Here is a 14,142-nt window from a genome sequence, read left to right on the forward strand (position 1 = left end):
TATGGCCACGACTACGAGCCCCCTGGAAGGTGAGACCGGCTCCGCCGCAAACGCGCTCGGCCGATTGCTCAAGATGCGAGAGACTGGCCTCATCCTCATCATCGCGGCCATGTTCGTGGTGATGTCCCTCGCGTCGCCCTATTTCCTGACTTGGGACAACATGCGGGCAATGGCGATGGCCTTCGCTGTCGAAGGCATCGTTGTCGTCGGCATGACAATCCTGCTCATCTCCGGTGGCATCGACCTGTCGGTCGGCTCGGTGACCGCGCTCGCGATGGTGATCGCTGGACTGCTCTTCCTCGAAGGCCTGGATCCCTGGACTGCTTCGCTGCTTGCCATCGCAGCGTGCACGGCAATTGGCGCGGTGATGGGCTTCTTCGTCACCAAGGTCGGCCTTCACCATTTCATCGTCTCGCTGGCGGTGATGGTCGTCGCGCGCGGGCTTTGCCTCTTGGGGACAGGCGGGCGACCGCTGGGCCTCTACACGCTGTCGCCGGAGTTCAAGTTCATCGGGCAGGGGTCCATAGGGCCGATGCCGGTCGTCATCGTTATATTCATCATATTCGTTGTGGCGTTCGACTTCATGCTGCGGCGCACGACTGTCTTCCGCAAGGTGTTCTACACGGGCAGCAACGAGAAGGCGGCAGCCTATTCCGGCATCCGCACCAGCAAGGTGATCTTCCTCACCACGACGCTGTGCGCGACCCTGAGCGGTGTTGCGGGGATCATCTACATGGCGCGCTTCGGCTCGGCCCAGCCGACTTTCGGCGTGGGCATGGAACTGAACGTCATTGCTGCCGCGGTCATCGGCGGCTCCAGCTTGAAGGGTGGCTCAGGCACGGTTCTCGGCTCGATCCTGGGGACAATACTGCTGTCTGTGGTTTCCAGTTCGCTCGCCCTGCTGGACGTCTCCGTATACTGGCAGGACATTATCCGGGGCTCGATCCTCCTGACCGCGGTGACGATCGACCATTACTTGAACAAGCGTCGCGGCTGATCGGGATCGGACTGGGACATGGCTGACGGCAGAGAAGAGTTCGAGACGATCCGGCAAATACACACGGTGCTGGTGCTGCATTTCATGGACGGCATGAAACAGAACGACATCGCGGCGGCGCTCAACCTGTCGCCGTCCAAGGTGAACCGACTGATCGCGCAGGGCCGCAAGCTGGGCATGGTGAAGATCGCCATCGAAAGCCCGTTCCAGTTGCTGGTCGATATTGAGAGGCAACTGGCGGAGTTCGCGGGGCTTGCGAATGCAGTGGTGACGCCGACTGTGATAGGCAGCCCCGACAGCACATTGCAGCAAGTCGGGCGCGCGGCAGCATACCAGTTGCTCGAAACATTGCGCGACGGCGATGTCATCGCCATTACTGGCGGCAAGGCGGTGAGCGCCGTGGTCGAGAACATCCAGGCCGAACGCACTTCGACATACAGTGGTCCGCTGACTGGGCGTCCAGGCAGCACTACACGCATCTGGCGACGCGCCTGTCCGAACGGCTTGGCGGCTCCACACTTCTGCTACACGCTCCGCTCTTCGCGGAGAGCCCGAAACAGCGCGACCTGCTTATGGACATGGCTTCGGTTCGGAAGGTTTTCGACGTCGCCCGAAATGCCGCCGTCGCGCTGGTTGGTATCGGCTCGATCCAGAATCCGGGGTCGAGCTACTACGATCTGCATCCGACCTCCAGCCCCGATCGCGAGACGCTGCTCGAGAGCGGCGCGGTGGGCGAATTTCTTGCGCATCTTATCCGTGAAGACGGGACGATCGCCGACTATCCGCCCAACTCGTGCCTCGTGGCGCTGAACCCTGATGATCTCGCGCGTTGTCGGGTGGTGATGGGCGTGGCCTCCGGCGTCGAAAAGGTGCGCCCGATCCGTGCGGCGCTGAACGGCGGATATGTAAAATCGCTCGTCGTTGACGAGGACACGGCCAATGCCGTTTTGAACAATACCGGGAGCATTCGTAATGTCGCATGAAGTTTTGACCCGGCAGATCGGCCGTTCCCGTATCGAGGCATCGGCGGTGGGGCTCGGCACCTGGGCGATCGGCGGGTGGATGTGGGGCGGGACCGACGAGCGCCAATCCATCGACGCGATCCGTGCCTCCATCGACGAGGGCGTATCGTTGATCGATACGGCGCCGGCATATGGTCAGGGCTTGTCGGAGGAGATCGTCGGCAAGGCGATCAAGGGTCGGCGCGACAAGGTTGTGCTCGCCACAAAATGCGGTCTGGTCTGGCACACGACAAGGGGCAATCATTTCTTCGACTACGACGGTTGTCCGGTACATCGTTATCTCGGCGGCGACTCGATTGCGTTTGAAGTCGAGCAGAGCCTGAAGCGGCTCGGCACCGACCACATCGACCACTACATCACCCATTGGCAGGACCCGACCACGCCCGTCGCGGAGACGATGGAGGCGTTGCAACGCCTCAAGACACAGGGCAAGATCCGCTCAATCGGCGCCAGCAACGTTACATTGACCGACGTCGAGGCCTACCTCGCGGCCGGCCAGCTGGACGCGGTCCAGCAGGAATACAGCATGGTCTGCCGCGACCTCGAAACCAAGCTCGCGCCTTACTGTATCGAGAACGAGGTCTCAATTTTGAGCTACTCGTCGCTGGCTCTTGGCCTGCTGTCGGGAAAGGTCGGTCCTGAACGCGTTTTCGAAGGCGACGACCAGCGCAGGAATAATCCACGGTTTTCCCGGGCCAATCGCGAAAAGGTCGCGCGGCTGATGCAGGAAATCCGGTCGATTGCCGCCGCGCACGAGGCAACCGAGGCGCAGATCGTGATCGCCTGGACTTTGCAGCAGCCGGGCATCACCTTCGCATTGTGCGGCGCGCGCAACCCGGAGCAAGCAAGGGAAAACGCCAAGGCCGGGCGAATCCATCTTTCCAGGGAACATATCAGCCGGATCAGCGAGGCAGCGAAACGCAATCTGACTGATCTCGATGCCTGAATATCGAAGGACAACCCGAAAAACGATCGGACCGCCTCCAGCAGTCAACGGCGAAGCTATGCCTGAACAAAGAGACGAAAATCTCGAGAAAATTCACCTCAACGGCGCTTTCGACGTCATCATTCTGGGTGGCGGCATCAACGGCATCGGCGTGTTCCGCGATCTGGCATTGCAGGGCCTGCGCGTCCTGCTGGTCGAGCGCAGCGACTTCTGTTCGGGGTGCAGCGCGGCGCCTTCGCGCATGATCCATGGCGGACTGCGCTATCTAGAGAACGGCGAGTTTGAACTCGTGCGGGAATCGCTGCGCGAGCGCGATGCCTTGCTGGCCAACGCGCCGCATATGGTGAGGCCGCTGCCGACGACCATCCCCATCCGCTCCGTCTTCTCAGGTCTTATGAACGGCGCCGCCAACTTCCTGGGCGTTTCCGAGACGCCCTCAACCCGCGGCGCCCTCGCAGTCAAGGCCGGTCTCGCCCTATACGACTGGGCGACCCGACACCGCCGAATTCTCCCGCGACATGTCTTTCGCAACGCGCAGCAGACATTTGCCCAGTGGCCGGGCCTGGACCAAAAGCTGCGCTACTCGGCCACCTACTACGACGCCTGGATAAGCTACCCGGAGCGGCTCGGCGTCGAGCTTCTCCTCGATACCACGCGTTTCGCCCCGGAAAGCGTTGCGGTGAACTACGCAGAACTGTCACGCGAAGGCTCAAACTTCGTGGTCACCGACACCGTCACTGAAGGGCGCCTCACCGTATCCGCCAAGGCTGTGGTCAATGCCACCGGTGCGTGGGTCGATGAAGCCGTCGCAAAACTTAGCGGAGACGTAGTTACCGATGACCGTCTCGTCGAAGGGACGAAGGGCTCTCACCTCATCCTCGATTGCGAGCCTCTTTACCGGGGGCTTGGCGGTCATATGATCTTCTTCGAAAACGACGACGGACGGGTCTGCATCGTATTTCCCTATCTCGGCAGGGTTCTTGCCGGTTCGACCGACATTCGGGTGAAACAGGCCGAGCGAGTGCGGTGTGAAGCTGATGAGCTGGAATACATTCTGAGCGCGATCCGCGCCGTGTTTCCCGGTATCGACGTGAACTGCTCGCATGTCGTCTACACTTACAGCGGCATCCGTCCGCTGCCGAAGAGCGACCATGCCTTCACCGGACGAATTTCGCGCGGACATTTCGTACACCGGCTTGACGGCGAAGTGCCGCAATTCTGTATGATCGGCGGTAAGTGGACGACATTCCGGGCGTTTGCGGAGCAAACGGCCGATGCTGTGCTGGCCGAACTGGGAAAGCCCCGCCTGAGATCGACCATCGCCATGCCGATCGGCGGCGGCAAGGGCTTTTCGGATGACGGCGAAAGTTTGATGGACGAGCTGGTTCGGGATTTTGCAATCGCCCGCTCGCGCGCTTCGCACCTGGTCGAAGCCTACGGTACAGGTGCGCGCGAGGTCGCAGCGTTTTGTAGAGGGCGCAACGACGATGTGAAGCTGGATGCAGCCACCGAAATCACGCAAGCGGAGATCGTCTTCCTGTGCAGAAATGAGTTCGTGGTCGCTCTTGCGGACCTGCTGCAGCGCCGTACCGCCCTCGCCATCCGAGGAAGCCTCTCGACAAACCTGGTTGGACGCGTGGCCGGCATTCTGGCACAGGAGAGGCGCTGGGATGCAAGGCGTCAGCACTCCGAAATCGATGGTTTCCTCGACGCACTCGACCGGTATCACGGTGTCTCACGGGGGACGCTCGACCAACGGACACATGACAGGAGTATCGCATGCGCGTGAGCAGCAAGGCCCGCATGAATCGCATGTTCACGAACGGCAGATGCCTCGATGTGGCGCTCGACCACGGCGTTTGCAACGAGCCAAGCTTTCTGGTCGGCCTTGAAGACATGCCGGGCGTCGTCGACGCGTTGATCCGTGCCAAGCCCGACGCCATACAGATGGCCTATGGACAGGCTGACCTGCTGCAATTGCGTCCGGAAAAAGACAAGCCGGCGCTCGTCATGCGTATCGATATGGGCAATCCGTACAATGCTCAACGCCATCGCGTCATGTGGTCGATGCTGCAGAATGCCGACGAACCGGTCATCGGCGCGCTGGAAATGGACGCGGCCTGCGTGGTGGTCAATCTCTTCATGTTGCCGGACGAGCCTGAGCTTTTCCGGCAGTGCGTCGAGAATATCAGCCGCGTGCGCGCCGCCTGCCACCGCTACGGCATGCCATTGATGATCGAACCGCTTGTTATGCTTCCCAACGACGTGCGCGGCGGCTACCAGGTCGATGGCGACGCCGAGAAGATCATCACTCTGGTGCGTCTGGCGTCGGAAATGGGCGCCGACATTATCAAGGCCGACCCGACCGAGAATCCAAACGATTTCCACAAAGTCGTCGAAACAGCGAGGGTTCCAGTGCTCGTGCGTGGTGGCGGCAGGGAGGATCTGAAGATCGTCCTGAGTAAGTCGGCGGCTATGCTGAAGGCCGGCGCGAAGGGGTTGGTCTACGGTCGCAACGTCTACCAGCATGCTAATCCGAAGGCAGTCGTTAGCGCTTTGATGGCGCTGATTCACAATGAGGCCAGCGGCGAAGAAGCCTGGGATATCTACAACCGTGGCTGATCAGGAACGTTACCTGCTCGGCCTCGATGCCGGCAACACAGTTATCAAAGCCGTGCTGTTCGACCTGGCAGGTCGGCAGATCGGCATGCATGCCATCGACGGCCGCTCTCATACGCCGCAACCCGGCCATGTGGAACGCGACCTTGATGAACTGTGGGCGAACGCCTGCGAGGCGATCCGCATTTGTCTCTCAGCAGCCGGGATCGATCCGTCGGCCATCGCGGCCGTAGGCTGCGCCGGCCATGGCAACGGCCTCTATCTGATAGACGACGCCGGCCGACCGCTGCTGGGGATCCAGTCGCTGGATACCCGCGCCGCCAATGTCGCGGCGTCGCTTAATGCGAGGGCGGGCGACGCGCTGCATGCGATCTGCCTGCAGAAGCCCTGGCCGTCGCAAACCCCGACTTTGCTGGCCTGGGTCAAGGCCAACCAGCCGCAGCTTTACTTCAGCGCGCGCACCGTAATGCTGTGCAAGGACTTAATCACCTTCCGACTTACCGGCGAAAGGGTGAGCGATGTTTCCGACATGTCGGGCGCCGGCTTCGTTCGGATGCCGGATGCCGAGTATGATGGTGAACTGCTGGCGCTCTACGGCCTGGAAGACGCCAGGGCAAAGCTGCCGCGTCTACTCGATCCGGCCGACATTGCCGGCGTAGTGACGACCGAAGCGGCGGCGCAGACCGGCTTGGCGGCGGGCACGCCGGTGATCGCAGGCTACTTTGACGTGGTATCGAGCGCCACGGGCGCCGGCGCAATCGGAGCAGGGGAGGCGTCGATCGTCGCCGGGACGTGGTCGATCAATCAGGTGTTCTCAACAGCACCTGTCGTCGATCGGAACGTCTTCATGGTTGCACGGTTTGGTCCGGGTCGCTTCGTCAACATCGAGGCCAGCGCAACTTCGGCGGCCAATCTCGAGTGGTACGTTAGGGAACTCGTCGAGCGCGGGCATCATCACGACGACCCGTTCGGACACTGCAACGAGCAGATCGGCAAGGTGACGCCGGCGACGGACGATCCGATTTTCCATCCGTTCCTCTATGGCTCGCGCCTGGGTTCGGATTTTCGCGCGGGCTTCTACGGGCTGGCTGGGTGGCACAAGGAAGGGCATTTGCTGCGCGCGCTTTTCGAGGGGGTTATGTTCGAACACCGGCGGCACATCGAGGTGCTGGCGAAAGCCGGCGTTACTTTTGACCGGGCCGTGCTCTCCGGCGGCGGATCGCGCAGCCCGCACTGGCCGCAGATGTTCGCGGATGGTCTCGGCGTGCCGATCACCGTGCCGGAAGCGCGCGAGACTGGCGCTTTAGGCGCTGCGATAGGAGCCGGCGTTGCGGCCGGCCTGTTTGCCGACTACGAGGCCGGCATCGCCGCCATGACGCGGCCGCGCACAGTGTACCGGCCGGACCCTCGATTAAGGCTTCACTATGATCGGCGCTATCGTCTGTCCGGCGAGATTGCCAACGTCATGCGCCCGTTATGGAACGATCTGGTCTCTGGACAACGCCCGGCATGAGCCAACGCGTGGATATAGGATCCTTCGACTACGTCATAGTCGGCGCAGGCTCGTCCGGCTGCGTGCTCGCCAACCGGCTGAGCGCCGATCCGGCGAAACGCGTGCTGCTTCTGGAAGCTGGCGGATCGGACAACTATCCCTGGATCCACATCCCGGTCGGCTACCTCTATTGCATGGGCAATCCGCGGACCGACTGGGGCTATCGCACCACCGAAGAGCCTGGTCTGAATGGCCGCTCGCTTGCCTATCCACGCGGCAAGGTGATGGGCGGCTGCTCGTCGATCAACGGCATGATCTACATGCGGGGCCAGGCGGCCGACTACGACCACTGGCGCCAGCTCGGCAATCGCGGATGGGGCTGGGGCGATGTGTTGCCGCTGTTCAAGAGGTCCGAGGACCATCAACGGCTGAACGGGGCCTTTCATGGCCAGGGCGGAGAGCTTCGCGTCGAGCGCCAGCGGCTCTCCTGGCCGATCCTCGACGCGGTCCGCGAGGCGGCCGAGGAACTCGGCGTGCCCAAAGTCGACGACTTCAACGCTGGTGACAATTTCGGCTCGTCCTATTTTGAGGTGAACCAGAAAGCCGGCTTCCGCTTCAACGCAGTGCGCGCCTTCATCCGTCCGATCCGCAACCGCAGGAACCTGACCATCCTGGCCCAGGCGCACGCTGAACGAATTGTGCTCTCTGGCCGCAAGGCGACAGGCCTGGAATTTCGACACAACGGGACGCCATCATCGGTCGAGGTTTCCGGTGAACTGATCCTGTCGGCCGGCGCCATCGGCACGCCGCAGATACTGCAGCTGTCCGGCATCGGGCCGGGTTCGCTGCTGCAAGGGCATGGCATCCAAGTGCAGCACGACCTGCCGGGCGTTGGCGAGAACCTGCAGGACCATTTGCAGATTCGCACGGCCTTCAAGATCGCCGACGCTCAGACACTGAACGAGCGGCAGGCAAGCCTGTGGGGCAAGGTGCGGATCGCGTTGGAATACGCATTTTGGCGATCAGGTCCGATGTCGATGGCGCCAAGCCAGCTCGGCATCTTCATGAAATCCGATCCGCGCTTCGAGACAGCCAATATCGAGTTCCATGTCCAGCCGCTTTCGCTGGAGGCATTCGGCCAGCCGCTGCACAGCTTCCCGGCGATCACGGTCTCGGTGTGCAACCTCAGGCCCGAATCGCGTGGGACGGTGCGGATCGTCTCGCCGCGCTCGGAGGACCATCCGGCGATCGCGCCGAACTACCTCTCGACGGATGGGGACCGCGAAGTCGCCGCTGCCTCGATCACGGCGGCGCGCCGGCTCATGGCCACGAAGCGGATGGCGCGATATCGACCGGAGGAGTTCAAGCCGGGCGTCCACATCCAGGCGCCTGAGGAACTCGCGCGCGCCGCCGGCGACATCGCCACGACGATCTTCCATCCCGTCGGCACCGCCAGGATGGGTGCGGACGATGCCGCCGTCGTAGATCCCGAATTGAAGGTGCGCGGCTTCGAAAGCCTGCGTATTGCCGACTGTTCCATCATGCCCACCATTGTGTCAGGCAATACGCACGCCCCTGCGCTAATGATCGCGGAAAAGGCGGCTGAGTTGCTTTTGAGGGTTCGCTAGTATCGCAGACGCCCTATTGGGCAATTCCTATGGTGCGATTGTCCTGTGAGCGCAACGAGCGTTAGTCGACCCAGCGCTCCCGTCTGCATAAGACCGGAGCCAAGCTATGTCTCCCCTCGAAACCCATCGTGCCCTTCTGAATCATTCCTCCGCCATTACGGAGCGGGCAAGGGCCTTGCGCCTTGAATTCAGACAGAGCGTTGAGGATGCTCGCTCTCAATCGCAGGAACGCATAGCGCGTTCCCGTCATCTTCTGGCGACGACCAAGGTGCGCTCGTGGTGGCCCAAAAAAGTTCAAACTGAGACACGGATCATGCGGCTTGGTCTCGCGCGAGGGCACCTCAGGCTCGGCAGATGGCACCTTTGCCCTGCAGCGGGAGGGGATAGACAAACTACAACGCTTCGAACTGCCAGCCGCCAGGGCGGATTTAATATTTGGAAGCGACTTTAGGCATATCTAAACGGCCGTCGCTGCCAATAAGCGTAAGCGCCGGACTTTCTAGGTTGCCAGGTCTGTGGATGGTGGCAGATGCCGTGCTGAAGGGGCGGCGCTTATGTCGTTGTCGCGTAGCAGTCGCGTCTACGGGCCTGCTGATCTGGACATGCTCCAGCGGGTGTTTAACCGGTTGTACGATGAGCGACGCCTGGCCAATTGGTGAGGCCACCACCGACGAAGCTGACCTACTGCGAGGGCTTTCGGCTCTCAAATGACGCAGCGAGGCGCGAAGGTATCAGCATAGGGACCAAAGTGTCGGTCTCTACGACTTCTGTCTGAATAGAACATCTCAACGGGCATGCGATCCTGCTTTCAGACGGCACCGGTCGACCTCGCATTCTATCCGTGCCGTCTGAAAGGCATGGAGCCCGCTCGTCCCCCTCTAACGAGGGGGCTCTTGCATGCGACGGATTTCGAGGAAGGACCTGAAGGTAGCGGCCAGATTTTCCTCAGCATGAGCGCGCGGGCTTTGAAATTTCTGAACCGATGGATGGCAGAACATCTGCCAAACGTGAGCACCGAAGACCCAGGGGCCATTGCCGATCTCGTCGTCGAACTCCTGGCTACTGCCGGGCGTCAGGGCATCGCGCCGCAAGAGATATACGAGGAGGTCGATAGCGTGTTTCACCTTCTGAAAGAAGCGATGCAGCGCCGTGGGGGCGGCTTGGCCGATTGACACGGCGAAGATGCCTGCGCAGGGACGTCCATCATTTTTAAATGACGGCGCGCTTCTGCCCTCGCCAGAAGACGAGCCAACCAAGTTTGGTGGCTTGTCGCCCACAGGCGGGCGCCTAGTTCAGGAGCGGAAAGCGTGAAAACCATGGCCGACAAAAAAATACTCAACGGCGGAAGCGGCTTTGAGATCGCCATGATGGCTGTCATCGTTGCGGCTGCGATGGGCCTCATCATAGTCGCAGCTACGGGAATGCAGTGAACGCCAGTTGCGCTCGCCCCCAACGCTCTTGACAACCGGCGATAGCACAGGCCAGTTTCGCCGCGTTTGAAGACCATAGGGGGAATTTTGTGAAGAAGACATACGAGAAGCCCACTCTCCGCAAGCGTGAACGTCTGGCTACGGTAGCGGCTGCCCCAATTTCGGGACCACCCGTCGAGCCGGCTTGAGTTCGCTGGTTTCGCATCAAAGCCCGTCGGCCCCGGTCGGCGGGCTTTTTGTTCCGCTGCAGTTCGGTTCCTGGTCGCAGCTCCCGGGAGACGGTCGAGCGCCCCCTGTCGGGTCGGTCCTGACGCAAAGAGCCCGCTCGCGGAGGAGGTGCGGCGGGCTCTTCTGCGGACTCGCTAAGTCAGTCTTGCGGCCAAGCCTGCCAGAACCTTAAAGGCGCCCGAGGCACGAGACTTGTAGGCATATTTGTAAACCGTGCGGTTTCCTTCATCGGTCACCCGCACCCAAAAGCGTTCATCTGTCCGTGCCGTGACGTCCTTGCCGGTGGCCTTTTTGGCGGCCTCCCAAGGAGTGTCTGCGCTGGCTACGCGATAGGATATCGGCATGTCGCCGACCATCTCTTCCACCCTGTAAAGCCTAACCGTCATCAGGCTCACTCCAACAAAGGAGCGTCCCAACTTGCACTCGATCAGCTTGTTCCCTCTCGGGCGCTCACCTTCTTTCGTTGGAAGGAGGAGCAATCGCGCCTGGAACGATGTCGGTGTTCTGAGCCACCTTTATCCGCCAGCCCGACGGTTCTTCCTTCACAACCAGAAGCAGAATGCCTTGCCGTGTTCCGGCGGGTGCGCCGTCCGGAGCTGATGCACCGGTTAGGATCCATGTGAAGTGCACCGAGGCAAGGCCGGGTGCTAATTCGACAACTGATGAGACAGCCCCCTCGAGCCGGCTGTTGCGAAACATGGTTTCATGAGTTGCGCGATGCGCCCTCGCGATTTCGGCGCCTATGCTGCTCCGCGGCGCCACGTGCTCCTGAGCGCCCTCGCGTTCACTCATTGGACGGTAGCAACGCCGACCACCGATATGCCCAAGTCACCGGCTTCGCTTGACGGCGGGCCGGATGACTTGGCCGGTCATACGCCCAGCTCGCCCTGCCGGCCTCTGTGCAGGATGAGTTCCCCTTCGGTGCCGCGCAAACGGAGGCTGGCAGGGCCTTCATCGTGGTTCCCTGGCATCGCATGTCAAAGCCCGCGCGATTCCGCCGGATCAAGACACTCCCGAAACAGATGCCAGCAGATGTACCAAAGACCGGGCAGCATCTGTGTCGGGTATGCCCAGATCGCGGACGCTGCTCATATGGTTCACCCTCGCCAGGCTCGTTCGTGAAACACCCAGTCCTTGGTTTTTCAGATGCTCCGCAAAAGCCGCAGCCTGGCTATGAAAAGGCGGGGTTTCATCCGCCCCGACCGAGATCTGGACTGTCACCGACGGATCGAAACGATGGTCGATCGGCGAAAACCGCTCAACCTCTTCATCGGTGATGGCTATTTCAGGAGCGAGGAACGACTCTTGCAACGGCCTTAAATCGTAGATGCCACCGAGCAGGAGCGCTCCTTTGAGACCCGATGGTCGGCTGTCGTCGTCGAAAAGCATCGTCGCGAGGTGCGCGCCGGCGGAATGGCCGCTGACGGTCAACTTGCCGGGGTCGCCGCCGTGGCTTTCGATGTGTTCATCCACCCACCGCTTGGCGCGGCGTATCTGGTCGACGATCGTGGCCATCCTCACCGCCGGCATCAGCGCATAGCCCATAATGACCGCGATCGCTCCTGCTTTGGTTACACATCCCGCGACGTAAGAATAGTCTGTCTTGGAGAACATGCGCCAGTAGCCGCCATGGATGAAGATATGCACCGGCAGTCGATCGCGTCTGCCTTCAGGGAAAAAGAGGTCCAGAGTTTCAGCGTGGCCGGCTCCATAAGCGACATCAGCGATCATGGGGATTTTCGCCCTGGTCTCCGCACTTCTGCGGCGGATCTCGGCGACGATGTCGTCGAACTCGGGGACGTGATCGAGCGTGCGGAATGGGTCTTTCGCCATCTCTCTCATCAGATCATCACGGCGAGTATTTCGCCTCCATGAACTCGGCTTGTAATGCTTCTGGCCGCCCTCGCGCCCAAGCCCGCTCTGCTTGACGCTTGCGGAGGGTCGGCAGGGTCGGACATCAGATCGCGATTGAGCGCGATCATAACGGGCTCGATCTTCGATGCCATGCGGGTGCCTTGCAAGACGCGTGCGTAGATATAGGCGGCAAGGCCATACTCGGCGCTGGAGATCGCGGTTGCGGAAAACGCGGCCAGAAAGGCACTGATGCTAACGCACCTTCGCTCGGGTGACCCGCCAGATGACATTACCAACATCGTCGGCGACGAGCAGCGCGCCGGCCCGATCGACAGCAACGCCGACCGGACGGCCCATCGCCTTGCCATCATGTCCGAGGAAGCCGGTGAGCACGTCCTTCGGCGGCCCGCTCGGTCTACCACCGCGGAACGGCACGAAGATCACCTTATAACCGCTGTGCACGCTTCTATTCCATGAGCCGTGCTGGCCAACGAAAGCGCCGTTGCCGTAGGCCGTGCCGAGCGACGCGCGTCTGGAGAAGGCAAGACCCAGAGAGGCGGTGTGGGAGCCGACCGCATAGTCGGGCTTGACTGCCTCCGCCACAAGATCAGGGCGCTGCGGCTTGACGCGTTCGTCGACGTTCTGCCCATAATAGCTGTAGGGCCAGCCATAGAAGGCGCCGTTGCGAACTGAAGTGATGTAATCAGGCACGAGATCGTCCCCAATCTCGTCACGCTCGTTTACGGCGACCCAAAGCTCGCCGGTTTCAGGATTCCAGGAGAGCCCGTTTGGGTTGCGCAGCCCGGACGCGAAAACCCGGGTGTTGCGGCTGGACCGATCCACCTCAAGGACGGCGGCGCGGTTTTTCTCCGCAGCGATGCCATTTTCTCCAGCGTTGCTGTTGGAGCCAACCGTGACATAAAGTTTGCGTCCGTCCGGACTTGCGATCACGTCCTTGGTCCAATGATGGTTGATGTCTCCGGCCGGCAAGTCGACGATCTTTTCCGGCGGCGCGGTTGTTCGGGTCTGGCCGTTGGAGTAGGGGAAAGCGACGAGCGCGTCGGTGTTGGCAACATAGAGCTTGCCTTTGGAAAGCGTCATGCCGAAGGGCGAATTGAGGCCTTCCACGAAAATTCTGCGCACATCCGCAACGCCGTCGCCATTGGTGTCGCGCAGGAGCGTGATGCGGTTAGCGCTGATGGTCGCAGCGCCGGCCCGCTTCATGGCCTGGTTCATGACGAGCTTTCTGAGGCTGAAGCCAGCGTCATGCTTGGCAGGGGCATTGGTTTCGGCCACAAGCACGTCGCCGTTCGGGAGCACGTGCAGCCAGCGCGGATGGTCGAGGCCGGCGGCGAACGCCGTCACCCTCAGCCCCTTCGCCGGGGTTGGCATACCACCTTTCTGCCAGCCTGTTGCCTCCGCGATGTTGACGGTTGGGATCAGTGTGGGTGTCGGTTTCGGCAGGGTAGGGTTAGGGCCATAGCCGCTTACTGCCACCATTTTCTGAGCTGGGACGCTAGCGCAGCTGACCATGAGGACTCCCAATCCAGCTAGGATCAAGTTTTGCGGGAAGCCGGCATGCATCGAACGTCCCTCCGTTCGGATTCGCCTCGTGCTCTTTGGTTAAACGCTAGTCAGCGGCATGGTATTCCAATCACGTCAAAACAGCAGCTCGTGATCCGTTGCCGATCCGCTTGAGAGCCAGGAGTTCGCGACGCTCTGCTCTCTGCCATAGATATGCCGCGAGGAGATTCCGGCAACGCCGGCGGCCCAAACTCGAGCGAACCAAGATAAGCCTGGTTGGATGACGCCTCGCCTGGTTGGCCTGTCGCAAGCCATACGCTCGCCGGCATGATCTATCTCGCCCAGATCAGCCCGGCGCCTTCGTTGGGAAGGTGGCAAGCGTGGGCACACCGCAAGAGCCAA

General features: G+C 61.3%; 11 protein-coding genes and 2 pseudogenes. 9 read left to right on the top strand and 4 right to left on the bottom strand.

Annotated elements, in window-relative coordinates:
- The first annotated feature begins 1 nt into the window (after position 1).
- From EJ078_RS23840 to EJ078_RS30770, 9 genes and pseudogenes are all read left to right on the top strand, one after another.
- Complete coding sequence (locus tag EJ078_RS23840; protein WP_208720862.1) at positions 2 to 997, top strand: ABC transporter permease; 996 nt, start codon at positions 2 to 4, stop codon at positions 995 to 997.
- Positions 998 to 1,015: 18 nt separating this feature from the next.
- A pseudogene (locus EJ078_RS23845) lies at positions 1,016 to 1,980 on the top strand (sugar-binding transcriptional regulator).
- Entirely contained in the window at positions 1,970 to 2,965 is a 996-nt protein-coding gene (locus EJ078_RS23850) for an aldo/keto reductase (RefSeq protein ID WP_127215086.1), read from the top strand. Before EJ078_RS23845 ends, EJ078_RS23850 begins: the two are co-directional and overlap by 11 nt.
- Before the next feature lie 58 nt (positions 2,966 to 3,023).
- Positions 3,024 to 4,754 carry a glycerol-3-phosphate dehydrogenase/oxidase gene (locus tag EJ078_RS23855; protein WP_127215085.1) on the top strand — a complete coding sequence of 577 codons (1,731 nt, stop codon included), beginning with the start codon at positions 3,024 to 3,026 and terminating at the stop codon, positions 4,752 to 4,754.
- Positions 4,745 to 5,587 (top strand): class I fructose-bisphosphate aldolase, encoded by an 843-nt coding sequence (locus EJ078_RS23860; RefSeq protein ID WP_127215084.1) that lies wholly within the window; start codon positions 4,745 to 4,747, stop codon positions 5,585 to 5,587. The genes EJ078_RS23855 and EJ078_RS23860 overlap by 10 nt, the downstream gene beginning before the upstream one ends.
- Positions 5,580 to 7,097 carry an FGGY-family carbohydrate kinase gene (locus tag EJ078_RS23865; protein WP_127215083.1) on the top strand — a complete coding sequence of 506 codons (1,518 nt, stop codon included), beginning with the start codon at positions 5,580 to 5,582 and terminating at the stop codon, positions 7,095 to 7,097. Before EJ078_RS23860 ends, EJ078_RS23865 begins: the two co-directional genes overlap by 8 nt.
- Positions 7,094 to 8,704 carry a GMC family oxidoreductase N-terminal domain-containing protein gene (locus EJ078_RS23870; protein WP_127215082.1) on the top strand — a complete coding sequence of 537 codons (1,611 nt, stop codon included), beginning with the start codon at positions 7,094 to 7,096 and terminating at the stop codon, positions 8,702 to 8,704. The genes EJ078_RS23865 and EJ078_RS23870 overlap by 4 nt, the downstream gene beginning before the upstream one ends.
- 893 nt (positions 8,705 to 9,597) lie before the next feature.
- Entirely contained in the window at positions 9,598 to 9,876 is a 279-nt protein-coding gene (locus EJ078_RS23875; protein WP_245456985.1) for a hypothetical protein, read from the top strand.
- Between the two features lie 135 nt (positions 9,877 to 10,011).
- Positions 10,012 to 10,134, top strand: a complete 123-nt coding sequence (locus EJ078_RS30770) for a hypothetical protein (protein ID WP_259979830.1) — start codon at positions 10,012 to 10,014, stop codon at positions 10,132 to 10,134.
- A 362-nt stretch (positions 10,135 to 10,496) separates the two neighbouring features.
- Here the strand turns inward: EJ078_RS30770 and EJ078_RS23880 are convergent, their stop codons facing one another.
- The 4 genes and pseudogenes from EJ078_RS23880 to EJ078_RS23890 all read right to left on the bottom strand — a co-directional run bounded on the left by EJ078_RS23880 (position 10,497) and on the right by EJ078_RS23890 (position 13,800).
- Entirely contained in the window at positions 10,497 to 10,748 is a 252-nt protein-coding gene (locus tag EJ078_RS23880) for a hypothetical protein (protein WP_127215392.1), read from the bottom strand.
- Between the two features lie 616 nt (positions 10,749 to 11,364).
- Positions 11,365 to 12,195, bottom strand: a complete 831-nt coding sequence (locus EJ078_RS23885; protein ID WP_127403285.1) for an alpha/beta hydrolase — start codon at positions 12,193 to 12,195, stop codon at positions 11,365 to 11,367.
- 16 nt (positions 12,196 to 12,211) lie between these two features.
- A pseudogene (locus EJ078_RS30540) lies at positions 12,212 to 12,419 on the bottom strand (aldehyde dehydrogenase family protein); the annotation flags it as partial.
- A 49-nt stretch (positions 12,420 to 12,468) separates the two neighbouring features.
- Positions 12,469 to 13,800, bottom strand: a complete 1,332-nt coding sequence (locus EJ078_RS23890; protein ID WP_127215395.1) for a sorbosone dehydrogenase family protein — start codon at positions 13,798 to 13,800, stop codon at positions 12,469 to 12,471.
- Positions 13,801 to 14,142 lie beyond the last annotated feature (342 nt).

Origin of the sequence: Mesorhizobium sp. M1A.F.Ca.IN.022.06.1.1, assembly GCF_003952605.1 — a bacterium.
GTDB lineage: Bacteria > Pseudomonadota > Alphaproteobacteria > Rhizobiales > Rhizobiaceae > Mesorhizobium.

What these genes read in the sequence shown, in the direction of transcription:
- EJ078_RS23840 (WP_208720862.1), top strand. Translation starts at nt 2, where the DNA reads ATGGCCACGACTACGAGCCCCCTGGAAGGTGAGACCGGCTCCGCCGCA.
- EJ078_RS23885 (WP_127403285.1), bottom strand. Translation starts at nt 12,195, where the DNA reads ATGGCGAAAGACCCATTCCGCACGCTCGATCACGTCCCCGAGTTCGAC.
- EJ078_RS23850 (WP_127215086.1), top strand. Translation starts at nt 1,970, where the DNA reads ATGTCGCATGAAGTTTTGACCCGGCAGATCGGCCGTTCCCGTATCGAG.
- EJ078_RS23870 (WP_127215082.1), top strand. Translation starts at nt 7,094, where the DNA reads ATGAGCCAACGCGTGGATATAGGATCCTTCGACTACGTCATAGTCGGC.
- EJ078_RS23890 (WP_127215395.1), bottom strand. Translation starts at nt 13,800, where the DNA reads ATGCATGCCGGCTTCCCGCAAAACTTGATCCTAGCTGGATTGGGAGTC.
- EJ078_RS23880 (WP_127215392.1), bottom strand. Translation starts at nt 10,748, where the DNA reads ATGACGGTTAGGCTTTACAGGGTGGAAGAGATGGTCGGCGACATGCCG.
- EJ078_RS23855 (WP_127215085.1), top strand. Translation starts at nt 3,024, where the DNA reads ATGCCTGAACAAAGAGACGAAAATCTCGAGAAAATTCACCTCAACGGC.
- EJ078_RS23860 (WP_127215084.1), top strand. Translation starts at nt 4,745, where the DNA reads ATGCGCGTGAGCAGCAAGGCCCGCATGAATCGCATGTTCACGAACGGC.